We start from the raw sequence: 17,807 nt of genomic DNA, 5'->3' as shown, positions 1-17,807 counted from the left end.
CCATCGCGCACGCGCCGACCGAGCCACGCCACGCCCCCCTCGACGGATGTCGAAGCGTGGTGAGACACAGGAGACAGGCATGCAGGAGCGGACCACTTTCCCGCGTTTGTTGTTGGCACACGCCGCCACACGTGGCGCCAGCACGGCGTACCGGGAAAAAGATCTGGGTATCTGGCAAAGCTGGAGCTGGCAGGACGCCGCGCATGAAGTGCGCATGCTCGCCTGTGCACTGGCCGCCGCCGGATTCTCACGCGGCGACAATCTCGCCATCATCGGTAATAACCGCGTGCGCCTGTACTGGGCCATGACGGCTGCGCAGGCACTGGGCGGTGTCGCGGTGCCGTTGTATCAGGACGCGGTCGCGGCAGAGATGATTCACGTGCTCGAAGACGCCGAAATCAATTTCGCCATCGTTGAAGATCAGGAGCAGGTCGACAAGCTGCTGGAACTGCGTGAGAGCGTGCCGCATCTGGCACACATCATTTACGAAGACCCGCGCGGCTTGCGCAACTACGATGCGCCCGGCCTGCAATCGTATGCTTCGATGGTGGCGCAGGGGCGAGAGTTCGACGCAAAACATCCACGCTATTTCGACGACGCCGTTGCGGCAGTAGCTGCCGACGATACGGCCACGATTCTCTACACCTCCGGCACGACCGGTAAGCCGAAAGGGGTTTGCCATTCGCACGCAGGTTTGATCGGTGCCGCGCATCACGGCAGCCAGTTCGACAAGCTCTCGGCCGACGACGAAGTGCTGTCGTACTTGCCGATGGCCTGGGTGGGCGACCATCTGTTTTCCTATGCGCAAGCGCTGGTGACGGGCTTCACGGTGAATTGCCCGGAGTCGCCGGAAACCGTCGCCACCGACATGCGGGAGATCGGCCCGACGTATTACTTCGCACCGCCGCGCGTGTATGAGAACGTGCTGACGCAGGTGATGATTCGCATGGAAGACGCGAGCGCGATCAAGCGAAAGATGTTCGCGCATTTCATGAATGTCGCGCAGCGTTGCGGTGCGGCCGTACTCGACGGTCAACCGGTGGCGCTGCTCGACCGGCTGCAATACGCGCTGGGCAATCTTTGCATCTATGGCCCGCTGCGCAACACGCTCGGCATGAGTCGCATCCGCACGGCGTACACCGCTGGGGAAGCCATCGGGCCGGATCTGTTCCGGTTCTATCGCGCTATCGGCATCAATCTGAAGCAGTTCTACGGACAGACCGAGACGTGTGCTTACGTCTGCCTGCAACCGGACCGTCAGGTGCGTTTCGACAGCGTCGGTCCCGTCGCGCCGGGCATGGAAATCAAGATCGCCGAAAGCGGCGAGGTGCTGGTGCGCGGTGTCGGGTTGCTCAAGGAGTACTACAAGCGCCCTGACGCCACGCGTGAAGCCTTTGACGAACACGGCTACTTCCGCACGGGCGACGCCGGCATCATCGATGCCGACGGGCACCTGCGCATCGTCGATCGCGCCAAAGACGTCGGCAAGCTGTCCTGCGGCTCACTGTTCGCGCCCAAGTTCATCGAGAACAAGCTGAAGTTCTTCTCGTACATCAAGGAAGCGGTGGCATTCGGCGATGGCCGCGATAACGTGTGCGCGTTCATCAACATCGATATGGATGCCGTCGGCAACTGGGCGGAGCGCCACAACTTGGCCTATGCGGGCTACGTCGATCTCGCGGGCAACGAACAGGTTGCCGAGTTGATTCTGGGCTGCATCGAGCAAGTGAACGCCGATCTCGCCAAGGAATCGGCCTTCGCCGCCGCGCAGATTCATCGCTTCATGATCCTGCACAAGGAACTGGACCCCGATGACGACGAGCTGACCCGCACGCGCAAGGTGCGCCGCACGTTCATCGCGCAAAAGTACGACGTGCTGATCGACGCCTTCTATTCGGGCAAGACGGCGCAGTTCATCGAAACCCGGGTGAAGTTCGAAGACGGGCGTGAGGGCAGCGTGAGCGCCACGTTGACCATTCATCCCGCGCGCGTGCTTGGCACCCGCGCCCCCGTCGACGACCCTGCGCCCGTTGGGTTGCGCTGCGCCGCTTAGTCAGCGCATGAACCTATGAACGTGATGTGCGCCGCCACGCTGCCCGTCGCAGCGTCATCCGACATCCGCCAGATTTCACCGGACATTCCGCAGGAGCAGGCATGAACGACAAACGCAAGGCCGGCGATGTGTTGATCGATTTGCAGCACATCAGCCTGTCGTTCGGGGGCGTCAAGGCGCTGACCGATATTTCGTTCGACGTCCGAGAACACGAGATACGGGCCATCATCGGCCCGAACGGCGCGGGCAAGAGTTCGATGCTCAACGTCATCAATGGCGTCTATCACCCGCAACAGGGCAAGATCGTTTTTCGCGGCCAAGTGCGCCAACGCATGCACCCGACATCGGCCGCCAGGCAAGGCGTGGCACGCACGTTCCAGAACATTGCGTTGTTCAAGGGCATGACGGTGCTCGACAACATCATGACGGGCCGCAACACCCGCATGCGCTCCGGCCTGTTGGCCAACGCGCTGTGGTGGGGACCGGCGCGCCGCGAAGAGACGATCCATCGCGAGAAGGTCGAAGAGATTATCGATTTCCTCGAAATTCAACACATCCGCAAGACGCCTGTCGGCCGGTTGCCGTATGGCCTGCAAAAGCGCGTCGAGCTGGCGCGCGCACTGGCGGCCGAGCCTGAGTTGTTGTTGCTCGACGAGCCGATGGCCGGCATGAATCTCGAAGAAAAGCGCGACATGTGCCGCTTCATCCTCGAAGTGAACGAGGAGTTCGGTACGACCATCGTGCTCATCGAACACGACATGGGGGTGGTGATGGACATCTCGGATCGCGTCGTCGTGCTCGACTACGGCAAGAAGATCGGCGACGGACCGCCGACCGAAGTCAAGCAAGACCCGGAAGTCATCCGCGCCTATCTCGGATCGGCGCACGGCGAGCCCGTCGCAGCCTGAGCGGCACACGGCGGCGCCTCTGCGAATTGCGAATTGTCGAATTGGAGACATCGATGCAGTTCTTTCTGGAAATTCTGATCGGCGGGCTGCTCTCGGGCGTGATGTATTCGCTCGTGGCGCTGGGCTTCGTGCTGATCTTCAAAGCGTCCGGCGTATTCAACTTCGCGCAGGGCGCCATGGTGTACTTCGCGGCGCTGTCGGTCGTCGGGCTGATGGAGCGGGGCCTGCCGTTGTGGGCTGCCGCCATCGGTGCATTCGGCGTGATGGTGCTGGTCGGCGCCGCGACTGAGCGGTTCGTATTGCGCAAGCTGGTGAACCAGTCGCCCATCACGCTCTTCATGGCGACCATCGGTCTGTCGTTCTTTCTTGAAGGCTTGGCGCCGTTGCTGTGGGGCAATGAGGTTCGTCCGCTGTCGCTGGGCATCGTCGACGAGCCCATCGCTTCGATCATGGACTCGACCGGGCTGCTGGTGAGCAGCTTCGATCTGGCCGCGGCCGGCATTGCGGCGGTGCTCGTCGCGCTGCTCGCGTTGTTCTTCAAGGCCACGAGCATCGGCCGGGCTCTGCGCGCGGTGGCCGACGACCATCAGGCAGCGCTGTCGCTGGGCATTCCGTTGCAGCGCATTTGGGTGGTGGTGTGGAGTGTGTCGGGGTTCGTCGCGCTGGTGGCGGGCATGCTCTGGGGCTCACGCAACGGCGTGCAGTTCGCGTTGACCATGACGGCACTCAAGGCATTGCCCGTGCTGATTCTCGGTGGCTTCACGTCCATTCCGGGCGCCATTGTCGGCGGCCTGATCATCGGTGCGGCAGAAAAGCTCGCCGAGATCTACCTGCCGCAACTGCTGCAAAGCCAGTTTGGCGGCAACTTCGGGGGTATCGAGGGCTGGTTCCCCTATGTCTTTGCGTTGCTGTTCCTGCTCGTTCGCCCCGAGGGGTTGTTCGGCGAGCGCCATATCGACCGGGTCTGAACTCGCGATCGATGAACCAGCAAGCACGCACAAGCACTTAACGCAGAGGCCAACATGTTCTATCGCGAAGCGGGTCAGTTCAAGACATCGTACGTAGCCGACAGCCAGATATTCCCGATTCGTCAGGATCGTGTCGCGGTCAGCGCCGTACTGGTGATCGCCTTCGGCGTGTTGCCGTGGATCGCCTCCGAGTACTGGTTTTCGGCCATTCTGGTGCCGTTCCTCGTGTTCTCGCTGGCTGCGCTCGGCCTGAATATTCTGACGGGCTACGCCGGGCAACTCTCACTGGGGACGGCGGCCTTCATGGCGGTCGGGGCCTACGCGTCGTACAACTTCCAGTTGCGCATTGAAGGCATGCCGATCCTGGCATCGTTCGCGATGGGCGGCGTTTGCGCGGCGCTCGTGGGGATTGCCTTCGGCTTGCCGTCGCTGCGCATCAAGGGCTTCTATCTCGCGGTGGCGACGTTGGCGGCGCAGTTCTTCGTGCTGTGGGTGCTGACCAAATTCCCTTGGCTCTCGAACAACAGTTCTTCGGGCGTCATCACCGCACAGAAGATCACGATTCTCGGGCTCGACATCAACACGCCCGTGCGCAAGTACCTGTTCGTGCTCGGTGTCGTGTGCGTGATGGCGCTGGTGGCAAAAAACCTCGTGCGTTCGCACATCGGCCGCGCGTGGATGGCCGTGCGCGACATGGACGTGGCGGCCGAAGTGATCGGCATCCCGCTCATGCGTGTAAAGCTGCTGGCCTTCGCGGTGAGTTCGTTTTACTGCGGCGTGGCCGGTGCGCTTTATGCCTTCTGCTATCTCGGCTCGGTGGAGCCCGACGGCTTCTCGCTCGATCTGTCGTTCCGCATTCTGTTCATGATCATCATCGGCGGCGTGGGCAGCATTCTGGGCAGTTTCTTGGGGGCGGCATTCATCTTGCTGCTGCCGATTCTGCTCGACCTCACGTTGCCGCCGATCGCCACGTTCCTCCACCTGCCGTTCACTAACGCGACTGTCTCGCATATCCAGTTGATGCTGTTCGGCGGTCTCATCATCTTTTTCCTGATTGTCGAGCCGCACGGTCTGGCGCGACTTTGGCAGATCACCAAGGAGAAGCTGCGCATCTGGCCGTTCCCGCACTGAGATTCGACTTGAGTTCGATGTATTGACGCACCGGTACACGGGCGTCGGCTGACCACGTATCGCTATCGACAAGACCACAAGGAGACACAGCATGAACACGAAACAACTGGCGGTATCGCTAGGCATGAGTCTGGTGCTCGGCATGGGCTCGGCGGGCACGGCGCTCGCGCAGACCAACGATCAGTTCATTGCGCTGGCCGACTACCGCGTGGGGCCGTACGGGGCCAACGGGCAGTCGTTCTACGGCGGCTTCATCGATTACCTGCAATACGTGAACATGAAGAACGGCGGCGTGAACGGCGTCAAGCTGTCGTGGGAAGAGTGCGAGACCGAGTACAACACCTCCAAGGGCGTGGAGTGCTATGAGCGCCTGAAGGGCCGTAACCCGGTCACCAAGGGCACGGCGTACCACACCATGGCCACGGGCATTTCGTACGCGCTGATCGACAAGACCGCCACCGATCAGGTGCCGCTCGTGATGATGGGTTATGGCCGTACCGATGCCGTGGACGGCACCGTGTTCCCGTGGGCGTTCCCGCTCGTCACCACGTATCAGATGCAGGCGTCGGCCATCATCAAGTTCCTCGCCGACAAGAACGGCGGGTCGCTCAACGGCAAGAAGATCGTGTTCCTGTATCACGACTCGGCTTACGGCAAGGAGCCGATTGTCGCCATGCAGGCGGAGTCGAAGATCAACAAGTTCAATTTGATCGAGATTCCGGTGGCGCACCCCGGCAATGAGCAAGGGGCGCAATGGCTGCGCATTCGTCAGGAGAACCCCGACTACGTGGTGTTCTGGGGCTGGGGCGTCATGAACCAGACCGCCCTCAAGGCCGCGCAGAAAGTCGGCTATCCGCGCGAGAAGATCGTCGGCAGCTGGTGGGCCGGCTCAGAAGAAGACACCATTCCGGCAGGTCCGGCGGCCAAGGGCTACATGAGCGCGACGTGGAACGTGGCGGGCAAGCAGGTGCCGTTGATCGCCGATATCGACAAGGTCGTGTACGGCGCGGGCAAGGGCAATATGCAAGACCCGTCGAAGGTGGGTTCCGTGCTCTATAACCGCGGCGTGTCGGCGGCTGTGGCGACGGTCGAGGCGCTCAACACCGCGCAGAACAAGTTCGGCAAGGGCAAGGTCATGACGCCGGTGCAAGTGCGCTGGGCGTTCGAGAACCTGAACATCGACGGCGCGCGCCTCAAGGCACTGGGCGCGACCGGCCTGCTGCCCGACATCAAGACGAGCTGCCAGGATCACGAGGGCTCGGGCAAGGTGCGCATTCAGCAATGGGACGGCACGAAGTGGGTGATGGTGTCTGACTGGATCGAGGGCAACCGCCGCCTGATTCACCCGTTGTTCGAAGCCTCGGCCAAGCAGTACGCCAAGGAAAAGGGCATGACGCCGGCCTGCTATCAGCAGATGTAATTGGTTTAATCGGCACGCTCGCCCGCAACGCGAACTGGCGATGTGGGCGAGCGCCGGGCCTTCGACGGCCCGGCAGGCGATATCACTTTGAATCAGTACCGCAGCACCACAGACTCCGGAGTCACGCGGCATGGAAGCGAGTTTGCGCGTCAACAATATCGAAGTCATTTACGACCACGTCATTCTTGTGTTGAAGGGCGTGTCGCTGGTCGTGCCCGACGGCAAGATCGTGGCGTTGCTCGGCGCGAACGGCGCGGGCAAGAGCACGACGCTCAAGGCTATCTCGAATCTGCTTCAGGCAGAGCGGGGTGAGGTGACCAAGGGCACCATCGACTATCGCGGCGAGCGGGTTGAGAAGCTCACGCCGAACGGGCTGGTCAAGCGTGGCGTCATTCAGGTGATGGAAGGCCGCCACTGCTTCGGACACTTGACCATTGAAGAGAATCTGCTGACCGGCGCCTATGTCCGGCATGCATCGCGCAGTGCTCAGCAACATGCGCTGGAGCGTATCTACGCGTACTTCCCCCGGCTGAAGACGCGCCGCAAATCGCAGGCCGGTTATACGTCGGGCGGCGAGCAGCAGATGTGTGCGATCGGGCGGGCCATGATGGCGCAGCCGTCGATGGTGCTGCTCGATGAGCCGTCGATGGGGCTCGCGCCACAGATCGTGGACGAGATTTTCGCGATCGTGCGCGATCTGAACGAACGGGAAAACGTCAGCTTTCTGCTGGCGGAACAGAACACCATGGTGGCCCTGCGCTACGCGGACTATGGCTACATTCTCGAAAACGGGCGTGTAGTGATGGACGGCGACGCGGCATCGTTGCGCGATAACGAGGACGTCAAGGAGTTCTACCTCGGCATCGCCAAGGATGGCGCGAACAGCGAGGGGAGCTTTCGTAACGTCAAGAGCTACCGGCGGCGCAAACGGTGGATTGCGTGAGTTGCATGGGCTGCATTAGCCGCATGCGCGTTTAGCCGACTGACAAACATCAACGTCCTATCGTCTCTATGAACGACTACTTCGACGCGCTTGAAACCCGTGCCCCGGAAGCTCGCGAGAAGGCACTGCTGGCGGCGTTGCCGGCGCATGTATCGCACGCCCGCACGAACGCCTCGTATTTCACCGAGACGCTCGGCGCCTTCGACGCACGAGGCGTTGACTCACGCACCGCGCTGGCCGAATTGCCCGTGACACGCAAATCCGATCTGGCCGCCTACCAGTTGCGTGTGCCGCCCCTGGGCGGATTGAACGCGACACCGATCGGCGGTCTGGCCCACGTTTATCAATCTCCCGGGCCGATCTACGAGCCGGACGGACGCGGCAGCGACTGGTGGCGCTTCGCCCGCGCACTGTACGCCGCAGGCTTGCGCTCGGGCGATCTGGTCTACAACACGTACTCGTATCACTTCACGCCGGCGGGCATGATGATCGAAACCGGCGCGGCACGGCTGGGGTGCTGTGTGTTCCCGGCGGGTGTCGGACAGACCGCGCTCCAGATCGAGGCGATCCGGCATCTGCAACCGGGCGCGTATGCAGGGACGCCGTCGTTCCTGAAGATTCTGATCGAGAAAGCCGAGTCGATGGGCACCGATATCAGCAGCATCCGGCGGGCGACGTTGTCGGGTGAAGCGTTGCCACCGTCGTTGCGGCAGTGGTTCAACTCACGGGGCATCGTTGCGCGCCAGTTGTATGGAACGGCCGATCTTGGGCTGATTGCGTTCGAGAGCGACGCGCAGGCGGGGTTGATCGTCGACGAGAACGTGCTGGTGGAAATCGTGGAGCCCGGTGGTACCAAACCGGTGCCGGAGGGCGAGACGGGCGAGGTGGTCGTCACGAACTTCAACGCCGACTATCCGCTGATTCGATTCGCCACCGGGGATCTGTCGGCCGTGGCGGAGGGCATCAGTCCGTGCGGGCGCACCAACATGCGCTTGAAGGGCTGGCTGGGCCGCGCCGATCAGACCGTGAAGGTGCGCGGCATGTTCGTGCATCCGGGCCAGATCGGCGAGATTGGCAAACGCTATCCGGAACTGGGACGCATGCGTCTGCGAGTCGAAGGGCGCGTCGGCGATGACCGCATGACCCTCGTTTGCGAGACCGCCGAGACACCGCCCGAAGGGCTGGCCGCGCGCTTGCAGGAAACGCTGCGCGATGTGACGCGGTTGCGCGCCGAGATCGACTTCGTCACCGCAGGCACGCTGCCGGACGACGGCAAACTGGTGGAAGACGCGCGCGCTTACGATTGATTATCGAGGCGGCATCGGGGCTGTTGACCGGAGGGGGGGATCTCCTCCGGATCTCGCTCAGATCGGCAGATGCTCGATGATGTGGCGAACTTGCGCCAACACCGGATGGACCTGCTCCAAAGGCATCGAACTCAAGCCCAGCCGCAACGCGTGGGGCGCGTGCTGTGTCGTTGCATACGCTTCCGCCTTCGACGCGGCGATGCCACGGGCTGCCAGCGCGGCAACCACCTGATCCATGCGCAAGCCCTCCGGCAGCGGCAGCCAGAGGAATTGCGACGACGGATGCGCCACCACGCCCATGCCGTGAAGTACCTCGCGGGCGATCGTCTGGCGGCGTCGGGCGTCTTCACGCTGAAACTGCTCCTGCTGCGCTACGGTGCCACTTGCAAGCCAACGCGTTGCGATCGCGCTCACCATGCTGGACAAGCTCCAGAAACTGGCACGCACCACGCGCTTCATCCGGGCCGCGTGCTCTTGCGGCACCACCACATAGCCGAATCGCAATCCTGTCGCCACACTCTTGGAAAGGCTCGACACGTAGATCGTGCGCTCAGGCGCTAGCGTGACAATGGGCCGTGAGGCGTTATCCACGAGATACGCGTAAGTGGCGTCTTCGATAATCAGACAGTCGTGGCGGCGGGCGATGTCGACCAGTTGTTTGCGCTGGGCCGCGCTCAGTACCCAGCCGAGCGGGTTATGCAGCGTTGGCATGACGTAGATGGCACGAATGGCGCCACGGCGGCAAAGGTCTGCTAGCGCATTCAGATCGGGGCCGTTGTCGGCCGACGGTACTGGCCTCAGGGCAAGCTCGCTCAGCGCTGCTGCCATCTTGAAGCCGGGGTAGGTCAGGGCGTCGATGGCGACTTCATCATTCGGGCGAAGGAACGCCCGAATGGCCACATCGAGACCCTGCTGCGCACCGCCTACGAGAAACACCTGTTCGGCGGTAGCGTGAATGTTTCGTGCTTGCGTCAGATGGTCCGCGACGATTTGCCGTTCGTGAAGCCGTCCACCCGGTGGCTGCTGGTGCAGCAGCGCGCTCAAATCGCCTGACGACGCCAACTCTCTGAGCGTGGTGCGTAACAGGTCGCTTTGCCCGGGCCATGTTGGGTGGTTGAACGACAGGTCGACCGATTGCGAATTCAGCCGGGCTTCGTCATCGATATCCCATTCCCGTTGTGCCGGGCGGTCTCGCACGAACGTGCCGCGTCCGACTTCCCCGACGACGAGCCCCATGGCCTGCAATCTCCCATAGACCTTGCTCGCAGACGCGATCGCGATGCCGTACTGCGCCGCCAGCTTGCGGTGCGTCGGCAAGGCAGTGCCGGGCGGCAGCGCGCCGCGCCGGATTTCGCCGGACAGATGCTCGACCGCCGCCGTAACAGGGGATTCGGACATGATTGTACGTAGGACAATTTCTTGATTGTCCGATTCTAGGCAGACAGACTCCTGAGAGCAATCTTTCTATGGGAGCTGTCATGTCCGATGTGTTCGATGGGGGCGGGGAAACGGAACACCTGCCAGTGCTGAATTACCTGCGTCGCCAATTGGCGGGTACGCTGCGCGCTGAAGAGCAGACGCATATGCGTTATCCGACGGCAATTTCCAATTTACTTGGATTTCGCATCGTCGAGATCGATGCGGCGAAGGCAGTCATCGAACTGGAGGCCAATGCAGAAATTCACGGCAATCAACAAGGCACGGTGCACGGCGGCTTGCTGTGCGAACTGGCCGACGCGGCCATCGGGACAGCGCACTCGACGCTGATGGCAGCTGGAGAAACGTTCACGAGCATCGACCTGAAGGCGACGTTTCTACGCCCGGTCTGGGTGTCGCGGCTGACGGCTCACGCGTGGGCGACACACCAAGGGCGAACCGTGTCTCACTATCTGTGTGAGATTAAACGTGATGACGGCAAGGTAGTCGCCCGGGTGGATAGCGCTGTGATGACGTTACGAGGGGAACATGCGAGGGGCAGATGACGGTTGGCCGGTTTAAACGGTCGATTGATTTCGTGAACCTATTTTGTCAGCCTTTTTGCCGTCCCGAAGACACTACAATCGTTATCGACGTGCATGGTTTAACAACAATCTTATAAACACCATACTCACATGTCGAACACTCAATGGGTTATGCGCATTGCGGTAATCGTAGTGCTGCTAATAGGTGTCTGGGCTCGAAGGCAGCATCGAATTATCGATCTTCGGACGCCCAAGAAAGAACCTCGCATATCGGTGCGAAACATGAGGCTTTTGGGGTACGCCACTGGCCTGATGTTGTCTGGGGGATTTTTTTATTACAACTACACCATCGGGGCATTGCGCCCGCTCTGTGCGGCGCTTGGGGTGTCAAGTTGTAGCTAGAAGCTGACCGCAAGCGCGCCCCTCACAGCGCGCCATCGCTCCCATCACCAATGGACCGGAGCAACGTCTCGCGCAGTGTGTCGGTCGGGCGCGCGTGCTTGTCGTAGGGTTTGTCGAGCGCAACCACCAGATACCAAAAACGCTGACCACGCTGTACGACTTCGAATTGCAGACGCACGTCGGCATGCCGTTGTGACCGTGCCACGGCCACCCATTTCGAGCCGGTGCCCGCGCGTACGATTCGCCCGGAATCTTCGAAGGTATATCGGTCACTGTTCTTCTTCACGAAGCTCTGTGCGTATTGCGACAGACTGACTTTGCTCACTGTGTCGGCGCCAAGGATGATCTGGGCGCGGCCGTCATCCGTCGAGAACAACGATATCCGGTCGCCCGAGCGGTTATTCGCCTCGGTGTAGATCCATGCCCCATCAACTCGCACGGCGGTCTGAGTCACTGGATTACGCCAGACGAATGAGGTGTCGGCGGGGGGAGATATCCCGGGTTTCGCCGCAGAGGGCGTCGTCGTCGTAGAGCCGCTCGCCTCGCCACTGCCGGGTTTCGACGCGGCCGCGACCGGCGTGCGATGTCCCCCGTTGAGGCGCTTGGCGAGTTGGATGGCGGCATACCAAAGGACGAGCGTCGCGGCGGCAGCAACGACAAAACCAATCATCTGCCTGCCTGAGACCCGGCGCCCAAGGACGCGGCATTTCGTCCAAAGATCATACGCGGCCGGGTTGCCACCACTCACACGCAAGTACTGCCAGATCAGTGCCGCGATGGCAATCACCCCCATGAACAAGCCACTGCCGAACACTGCGACCAACAGATTTCGCAGGAAATAGCGTGGCATGGATGGCCGCCGCCCGCGCGCGTCGATCACATGTATCCCGAGAAGGGCTTTGCCCGGGGTGTTACCGAAAACCGAGAGGATTAGTGCATCAAGTAGCGGCTGACTCAGCAGAAGCAAGGGGACAAACAGCCCTAACCATTTGGCATCTATCGCCTCAGAGAGCGGCGTCGCGCCAATCTGCCAGGCCACCGACAGCGTCAACAACGCGCTGATCGTCGCGAAGGTGAGCACAACGTCGAATACGCGTGCGAAAAAGCGAGGCCATGCGCCTGCCAGTCGCAGTTCTCCCGCTAGCGCAGAGAGTTCCGGTACGGCATCGAGCCGCAGCCAGCCGGGCATGCCATCGCGCCACACCAGAGTGCTTGGCGTGATATCGAGCGCCATCACATGCGCGCGCAAATCGTCCGGCGTCACTGGGCCCGCCCGGTCGCCATTGCGCTCGAACCACCAGACGGCGGCGGGTTTTGCGCCTTCACCGATCTGCCCCGCAGTTGGGTGCATGGTCATGGCTGCGGGCGTCCCAAAATGGTCTGCGCGACGCGATCGCGCAAGTCCTTGAGCTTGGGCGACTCTTTCGTTGTGCCCACGCGATCGATCGCCGTCAGCAGCCAGTAATCGTTGTCGTGCCGGTAGATGGTTACCGTCCGTGGCACTTTGTCCGAGTGGCTGACGGCACGCACCGTCCAACGCTCCCATGCGGGGCCAATGCTTTCAAAGATTCCGCCATCGTCGAAATCAAGCCGCCCGGCGTTACCGTCCATATACGCCCGTGCACGGTCCTGCAATGTCGAGCGGTGAACCGTAAAGCAGTAGAGCAAGATCCCCATCGATCCATTGCTATCTTCGAACGCCACGACGGGCGCAAGACCACTGTCGGTTGGCGGAACGCTCTGGGTATGATCGACCCAGCCATCCGGCAAACCTACGCCATTGCGAGTGATCGGATTGACCCACGTGCGATGGATTGGGCTGATCTCGTCAGACCGGTTATACAGCGCGCCGATCAGGAACATGCACACGATGTAGGCGGCAAAGAGTAGAAACGGCGTGGCGGCCACGACCTTTCGTCCTTTCGATAGCGGCCCGAGCGCGCGGACTTGAGTGCCGAGTCTCCCGTCATACATCGTTGCCTTGCCGTGACCGATACGCCAGAGCTGCACCACCGGCATGATCAGTGCGAAGAACCAGATGCCGAACCCGAAGCCCCAGACCCAGAGGTATACGTTGCGCTTGAAATAAGCCAGGCGCGACAGGCGATGGCCGTCTCGGTCGACCACCTCCAGCTTCAGCAACTTCTTGCCCAGCGTGTTGCCGAACATCGCGCGGATCATGCTGTCGGCGACGAGCAGGCCGAGGGACCATGCTGAGCCCAGTAACGCGCTGGCAATTAGGGGCGGCAGCCCGGCGCCCGGGAACGCCCCCATGTTGTAGCGCACGATGACGAGCACCACACTGGAAATAATGACCACGAGGAATGCGGCAACGAGCTGATCGATGTAGCGCGCACCGAAACGACGCAGTGCGCCGGCAGTGTCGAATTCGACCGGTGCCGTTGTTGGCGTTTGCGATGGTGGCAACGGCGGCGGAGTGGCGGCGATCCGTTCGCCCTCGACGGGGAACGTCGTCGACGTTGGGGGTAAGGGAGGGGGCGAGCCAATTCCGACCTGTCCACCGCCAACACCGTCGTCCGGCGTCATATGAAGACGCACGTCGACAAGACGTATCCACCACCCCGAAAGTGCCATGTGTGCCCCATTTTGGTGGCGTCTTTCGCGCCAGCCAATGATGTTGTGATCGCAACCGTTATCACCGGCTGTCGACGCTTCGTTTTTCTTGTGAATCGCTTAGGGAATCTGTAGTGCGGAACGATTTTAAGGGATGAATCGGCACTCACGCCAGCGGGGGATCCGCGCCAGTCGTGCATTTGCCGGGCATTAAGCACAAACCCTTATCTTCTGGTCCCTTGACAGAGCAAATTTGTCGACCGATGGTATACAGAATACTGAAATGGGTATCCCACGATGACAGATTCCACGGTCAACGCTCGCCGCGCCGGTACGCCCTCAGAATCAGGGGCCACGGATGGGCAGTGGCACCACGCCTCGATTTCAGCCGCTCAGGCAGCACTGGCGCGGCAAGACATCACTTCGACAGCCCTCGTTGCGGCCTGCGAAGCCGCATGGCATCGCGACAATCCCCGCCTGAATGCCGTGGTCGTCAGCGACTTCGACCGCGCTCACGCCGTGGCGCGCGAGCGCGACGCTGAACGTCGCGCAGGCAACGTGCGTGGGCCGCTGCACGGCGTGCCGTTCACGATCAAGGAGTCATTCGACGTCGCGGGCTGGCCCACTACCGTCGGCGACCCGGCATTCACGGGCAACGTCGCATCGCGTCACGCGACGGTGGTGCAGCGTCTCGAAGACGCCGGCGCCATCTTGCTCGGCAAGACCAATGTGCCGATCTGGCTGCGCGACTGGCAGAGCTACAACGACGTCTACGGCACGACGCGCAACCCGCACGATCTCACGCGCACACCGGGTGGTTCGTCCGGCGGCAGCGCCGCAGCCGTCTGTTCCGGCATGTCTTTCTTCGATGTGGGGTCGGATATCGGCTCCTCGATCCGCAACCCCGCGCATTACTGCGGCATCTTCTCGCACAAGAGCACGCACGGTCTCGTGCCCCTCGATGGGCATGGCCTGCCGGGCGGCGCTACGTTTCCCGACATCAACGTTGCCGGTCCGCTCGCCCGCAGCGCGCACGACCTGCAATCGGTGCTCTCGGCCATCGCAGGCCCCACGGCCGACGCTGCCTGCGCCGTGCGTTTCGAGTTGCCGCGCTCCCACGCCAAAGACCTCAGCGAGATTCGTTTCGGCATTCTGCCCAGCCACCCGGTCGCAGAGGTCGACACCGACGTGGAGCAATGCATCGTGGCCCTCGGCAAGGACCTCGAACGGCGCGGCGCGCACGTGCAGTGGAATGCCAAACCGTCGCTGGACGCGGCCGAGTTGCTGCGCGTCTACATGCTGCTGCTGCGCGCTGCCACCAGCGGCTATCTCGGCGAAGACGCCTTTGCCGCCTCGGTTTCGTCCGCTGCCGAGGCGTCTGCCGACGATCGAAGCTATGCCTCGCTCCAGCACGTGGGCGCCGTCATGCGGCATCGCGACTGGCTCAAGCTCCAACCGCTGCGCGAGCGCTTCGCCGCCGCTTGGCGTGCGCTGTTCGAACAAGTCGACGTGTTGTTGTGCCCCGTGGCCGCGACGGCCGCGTTCCCACTGAACGAACAGGGGGCGCCATGGCAGCGCACGCTTGACGTGAACGGACGCGCACAGCCACTCACCACACAGCTTTTCTGGGCCGGGCACTCCGGCCTGTGCGGCTTGCCCTCGACCGTCGCCCCCGCAGGGCGCACGGCACAGGGGCTGCCAGTGGGCGTTCAGATCGTGGCTCCGCTGTATCACGACCTGCGCTCGATTCACGTAGCCAGATTGCTTGAAGCCGCCGGCTACACCTTTCAACCACCGACCTGATGCACCGGAAATCTCACCCACTCCACAAAACCCAAGACACCTAAGGAGGACACCGCTATGTCCTGGCTGAACTCACTGTCGAAGAACGAGAAGCGTGCCTTCGCGGGCACCTTCATCGGCCACACGGTCGACGTCTACGACTTCATGATTTATTCGTTTCTCATCCCGGTGCTGCTGACGACCTGGAGCATGAGCAAGGCGACGGCGGGCAGTATCGTCACCTACACGCTGATTGCTTCGCTGGTCGGGGCTATCGGGGCAGGGCTGCTCGCCGACCGTTACGGCCGCGTGCGCATCCTGCGCTGGACCATCGCCTTGTTTGCGCTTGCCTGTTTTGCCTGCGGTCTCACCAACTCGCCCACGCAATTGGCCGTGTTCCGCATCATTCAGGGCTTGGGCTTCGGCGGGGAGTCGTCGTTGTGCATGGTGCTCGTCATGGAAACCATTCGTAACCCGGCCCATCGCGGCAAGTTCTCGGGCTTCACCGCCAGCAGCTATTCGTTCGGCTGGGCGCTCGCGGCCATTGCGTATAGCGTGATCTTCAATTGGCTGTCGCCGGAATGGGCATGGCGTGTGTGTCTGTTCATCGGCGTGGCACCCGCACTGCTGGTGTTCTGGCTGCGTCGCAATCTCGAAGAACCGGAGGCCTTTACCCGCACGCTCGCGGAACGTAGCAAGACAAGCCCGCTCAAGACATTGCGTGGCGTGTTCAGCGGCCCACTGCTGGCGCGTACGTTTCTGTGCAGCTTGCTCTCAGGGGGCATGCTCGGTGCGTATTACGCCATTGCTACGTGGATGCCGACTTGGCTCAAGACGGAACGGGGCCTCTCGGTGACCGGCACCGGCATGTGGCTGGCGATCACCATCGTGGGCTCGATCGTGGGTTACGCCGTGGGCGCCTGGTGCACGGACAAGCTTGGCCGCCGGCCGACGTACATCCTGTTCGCGCTCGGGGCATTTGTGATGAGCATCGCGTACATGCTGATTCCGGCGCCCATGCCCGTCATGATGGTGCTCGGCTTCCTGATGGGCGTGTTGATGCAAGGCACCTTTGCCGGTGTGGCAGCAACGATTTCAGAGACGTATCCGCACGAGATTCGCGCAACCGGCTATGGCGTGGCGTACAACGCCGGACGTGTCATCGGCTCGTTCTTCCCGTTCATGGCAGGCTGGCTTGCCACGGGGCATACGACGCTCACACTGGCCATTCCGATCGTTGCCGCAGTGGGTTACGGCATGGTCATCGTCGCTGCGTGGCTGCTGCCCGAGACAAACGGCATTGCGCTTGACGCGATCGAACCCGCTTACACCGGCACGGCAGACACGGCCAGCGCCACGTCTTCGCCCATGGCCCACGCCGTCCGTAACCGGACATAAAGCGGTCGACTGATTTCCATCGTTATCGCGGAATAGACCCCGCACACGTAATTCACTGGATTGGCATTTTTCCAAAAACTGTATACAGTGTACCAAATGACAATTCAAAGCCCGGCATCCCACGATGCGCAGGCTTATCCACTTGAAACCAAGGAGTCTGAAATGGCAGAGCTGATGGACCGCGAGACTTTCCGTGCGGCACTCGAAGAAGCAATCAAGGGCAAGAGCGCGAACAAGGCACCGTTCAGCGTGGCGTGGGCGAGCGGCAAGCTCTCGCGTGCGCATCTCGCTCGCTGGGCTGAAAACCACTACCACTACGTGGGGCCGTTCGCCGATTACCTCGGCTATCTGTATGCCCGCACGCCGGACCATATGACCGAGGCGAAGGATTTCCTGCTCGCCAACATGTACGAGGAGGAAATCGGGGGCGATCGCCACACCGACTTGCTGATCCGTTTCGCCGAAGCCTGCGGGACGACCCGTGAGCGCGTGGTGAACCCCGACAACATGTCGCCGACCACGCGGGGCCTGCAAAGCTGGTGCTACGCCGTCGCCATGCGCGAAGACCCGGTGGTCGCGGTTGCCGGGCTGGTCGTCGGTCTGGAGTCGCAGGTGCCGTCGATTTATCGCAAGCAGACGCCCACGTTGCGCGACACGTACAAGTTCACCGACGAGGAAGTCGAGTTCTTCGACCTGCACATCGTCTCGGACGAGATTCACGGCGAGCGCGGTTACCAGATCGTGCTGGAGAACGCGAACACGCCGGAGTTGCAGCAACGCTGCCTGAAGATTTGCGAAATCGGTGCGCAAATGCGTCTGCTCTACACGACGGCGCTGTACTACGACTACGTCGAAAACGAGATTCCGCTGCCCGAACTGGGCCTTGCGGCTTAAGCAGCATCCGGCGACCCCGCGCCGTCGTGGCGCGGGTTTTCAAGCCCTTTTGCAGGACCGTTGCAT

Annotated in this window: 14 protein-coding genes; 11 read left to right on the top strand and 3 right to left on the bottom strand. The window is 61.9% G+C overall.

The genetic code is table 11. The annotated features are described in order from the left end of the window. Positions 1–79 precede the first annotated feature (79 nt). The 7 genes from CDV44_RS08270 to CDV44_RS08240 all read left to right on the top strand — a co-directional run bounded on the left by CDV44_RS08270 (position 80) and on the right by CDV44_RS08240 (position 8,730). Positions 80–2,053: a long-chain fatty acid--CoA ligase gene (locus CDV44_RS08270; protein ID WP_087687594.1), complete on the top strand. Its 1,974-nt coding sequence runs from the start codon at positions 80–82 to the stop codon at positions 2,051–2,053. A 101-nt stretch (positions 2,054–2,154) separates the two neighbouring features. Next, entirely contained in the window at positions 2,155–2,961 is an 807-nt protein-coding gene (locus CDV44_RS08265; RefSeq protein ID WP_087687593.1) for an ABC transporter ATP-binding protein, read from the top strand. A 53-nt stretch (positions 2,962–3,014) separates the two neighbouring features. After that, entirely contained in the window at positions 3,015–3,929 is a 915-nt protein-coding gene (locus CDV44_RS08260) for a branched-chain amino acid ABC transporter permease (RefSeq protein WP_058378630.1), read from the top strand. Positions 3,930–3,983: 54 nt separating this feature from the next. Further along, positions 3,984–5,060, top strand: a complete 1,077-nt coding sequence (locus CDV44_RS08255; RefSeq protein WP_087687592.1) for a branched-chain amino acid ABC transporter permease — start codon at positions 3,984–3,986, stop codon at positions 5,058–5,060. Between the two features lie 124 nt (positions 5,061–5,184). Beyond that, on the top strand, positions 5,185–6,480 hold the full coding sequence (locus CDV44_RS08250) for an ABC transporter substrate-binding protein (RefSeq protein WP_249277496.1): 1,296 nt from the start codon (positions 5,185–5,187) through the stop codon (positions 6,478–6,480). Between the two features lie 130 nt (positions 6,481–6,610). Then, positions 6,611–7,423 (top strand): ABC transporter ATP-binding protein, encoded by an 813-nt coding sequence (locus CDV44_RS08245; protein ID WP_058378633.1) that lies wholly within the window; start codon positions 6,611–6,613, stop codon positions 7,421–7,423. A gap of 68 nt (positions 7,424–7,491) precedes the next feature. Next, complete coding sequence (locus CDV44_RS08240; RefSeq protein ID WP_087687590.1) at positions 7,492–8,730, top strand: phenylacetate--CoA ligase family protein; 1,239 nt, start codon at positions 7,492–7,494, stop codon at positions 8,728–8,730. Between the two features lie 57 nt (positions 8,731–8,787). Here the strand turns inward: CDV44_RS08240 and CDV44_RS08235 are convergent, their stop codons facing one another. Next, positions 8,788–10,128 (bottom strand): PLP-dependent aminotransferase family protein, encoded by a 1,341-nt coding sequence (locus tag CDV44_RS08235; RefSeq protein WP_087687589.1) that lies wholly within the window; start codon positions 10,126–10,128, stop codon positions 8,788–8,790. Between the two features lie 80 nt (positions 10,129–10,208). On the opposite strand from CDV44_RS08235, the gene CDV44_RS08230 reads away from it, so the two are divergent. Beyond that, the gene (locus CDV44_RS08230) at positions 10,209–10,712 is read left to right on the top strand and encodes a PaaI family thioesterase (RefSeq protein ID WP_087687588.1); all 504 of its coding nucleotides are present in this window, start codon (positions 10,209–10,211) and stop codon (positions 10,710–10,712) included. A gap of 403 nt (positions 10,713–11,115) precedes the next feature. Here the strand turns inward: CDV44_RS08230 and CDV44_RS08225 are convergent, their stop codons facing one another. Together CDV44_RS08225 and CDV44_RS08220 are read right to left on the bottom strand one after the other, a co-directional pair. Further along, positions 11,116–12,450, bottom strand: coding sequence for an RDD family protein (locus CDV44_RS08225; protein ID WP_170935907.1), 1,335 nt, complete (start codon positions 12,448–12,450; stop codon positions 11,116–11,118). After that, positions 12,447–13,640, bottom strand: coding sequence for an RDD family protein (locus CDV44_RS08220; RefSeq protein ID WP_170935906.1), 1,194 nt, complete (start codon positions 13,638–13,640; stop codon positions 12,447–12,449). Before CDV44_RS08220 ends, CDV44_RS08225 begins: the two co-directional genes overlap by 4 nt. Positions 13,641–13,964: 324 nt before the next feature. Between CDV44_RS08220 and CDV44_RS08215 the strand changes: the two genes are divergently transcribed. From CDV44_RS08215 to CDV44_RS08205, 3 genes are all read left to right on the top strand, one after another. After that, on the top strand, positions 13,965–15,470 hold the full coding sequence (locus tag CDV44_RS08215) for an amidase (RefSeq protein WP_087687586.1): 1,506 nt from the start codon (positions 13,965–13,967) through the stop codon (positions 15,468–15,470). Positions 15,471–15,527: 57 nt separating this feature from the next. Next, complete coding sequence (locus tag CDV44_RS08210; protein ID WP_087687585.1) at positions 15,528–16,847, top strand: MFS transporter; 1,320 nt, start codon at positions 15,528–15,530, stop codon at positions 16,845–16,847. Between the two features lie 162 nt (positions 16,848–17,009). Continuing rightward, positions 17,010–17,741: a TenA family transcriptional regulator gene (locus tag CDV44_RS08205; protein ID WP_058378638.1), complete on the top strand. Its 732-nt coding sequence runs from the start codon at positions 17,010–17,012 to the stop codon at positions 17,739–17,741. Positions 17,742–17,807: the final 66 nt, after the last annotated feature.

The sequence above is a fragment of the Pandoraea sp. PE-S2R-1 genome (assembly GCF_002179865.1).
In the GTDB taxonomy this organism is placed as follows: domain Bacteria; phylum Pseudomonadota; class Gammaproteobacteria; order Burkholderiales; family Burkholderiaceae; genus Pandoraea.
This window is presented reverse-complemented; position numbering and strand designations above follow the sequence as displayed.

Excerpts from the sequence above, each read along its gene's own strand:
- CDV44_RS08270 (WP_087687594.1), top strand. The coding sequence starts at position 80 with ATGCAGGAGCGGACCACTTTCCCGCGTTTGTTGTTGGCACACGCCGCC.
- CDV44_RS08265 (WP_087687593.1), top strand. The coding sequence starts at position 2,155 with ATGAACGACAAACGCAAGGCCGGCGATGTGTTGATCGATTTGCAGCAC.
- CDV44_RS08260 (WP_058378630.1), top strand. The coding sequence starts at position 3,015 with ATGCAGTTCTTTCTGGAAATTCTGATCGGCGGGCTGCTCTCGGGCGTG.
- CDV44_RS08255 (WP_087687592.1), top strand. The coding sequence starts at position 3,984 with ATGTTCTATCGCGAAGCGGGTCAGTTCAAGACATCGTACGTAGCCGAC.
- CDV44_RS08250 (WP_249277496.1), top strand. The coding sequence starts at position 5,185 with ATGAGTCTGGTGCTCGGCATGGGCTCGGCGGGCACGGCGCTCGCGCAG.
- CDV44_RS08245 (WP_058378633.1), top strand. The coding sequence starts at position 6,611 with ATGGAAGCGAGTTTGCGCGTCAACAATATCGAAGTCATTTACGACCAC.
- CDV44_RS08240 (WP_087687590.1), top strand. The coding sequence starts at position 7,492 with ATGAACGACTACTTCGACGCGCTTGAAACCCGTGCCCCGGAAGCTCGC.
- CDV44_RS08235 (WP_087687589.1), bottom strand. The coding sequence starts at position 10,128 with ATGTCCGAATCCCCTGTTACGGCGGCGGTCGAGCATCTGTCCGGCGAA.
- CDV44_RS08230 (WP_087687588.1), top strand. The coding sequence starts at position 10,209 with ATGTCCGATGTGTTCGATGGGGGCGGGGAAACGGAACACCTGCCAGTG.
- CDV44_RS08225 (WP_170935907.1), bottom strand. The coding sequence starts at position 12,450 with ATGACCATGCACCCAACTGCGGGGCAGATCGGTGAAGGCGCAAAACCC.
- CDV44_RS08220 (WP_170935906.1), bottom strand. The coding sequence starts at position 13,640 with ATGACGCCGGACGACGGTGTTGGCGGTGGACAGGTCGGAATTGGCTCG.
- CDV44_RS08215 (WP_087687586.1), top strand. The coding sequence starts at position 13,965 with ATGACAGATTCCACGGTCAACGCTCGCCGCGCCGGTACGCCCTCAGAA.
- CDV44_RS08210 (WP_087687585.1), top strand. The coding sequence starts at position 15,528 with ATGTCCTGGCTGAACTCACTGTCGAAGAACGAGAAGCGTGCCTTCGCG.
- CDV44_RS08205 (WP_058378638.1), top strand. The coding sequence starts at position 17,010 with ATGGCAGAGCTGATGGACCGCGAGACTTTCCGTGCGGCACTCGAAGAA.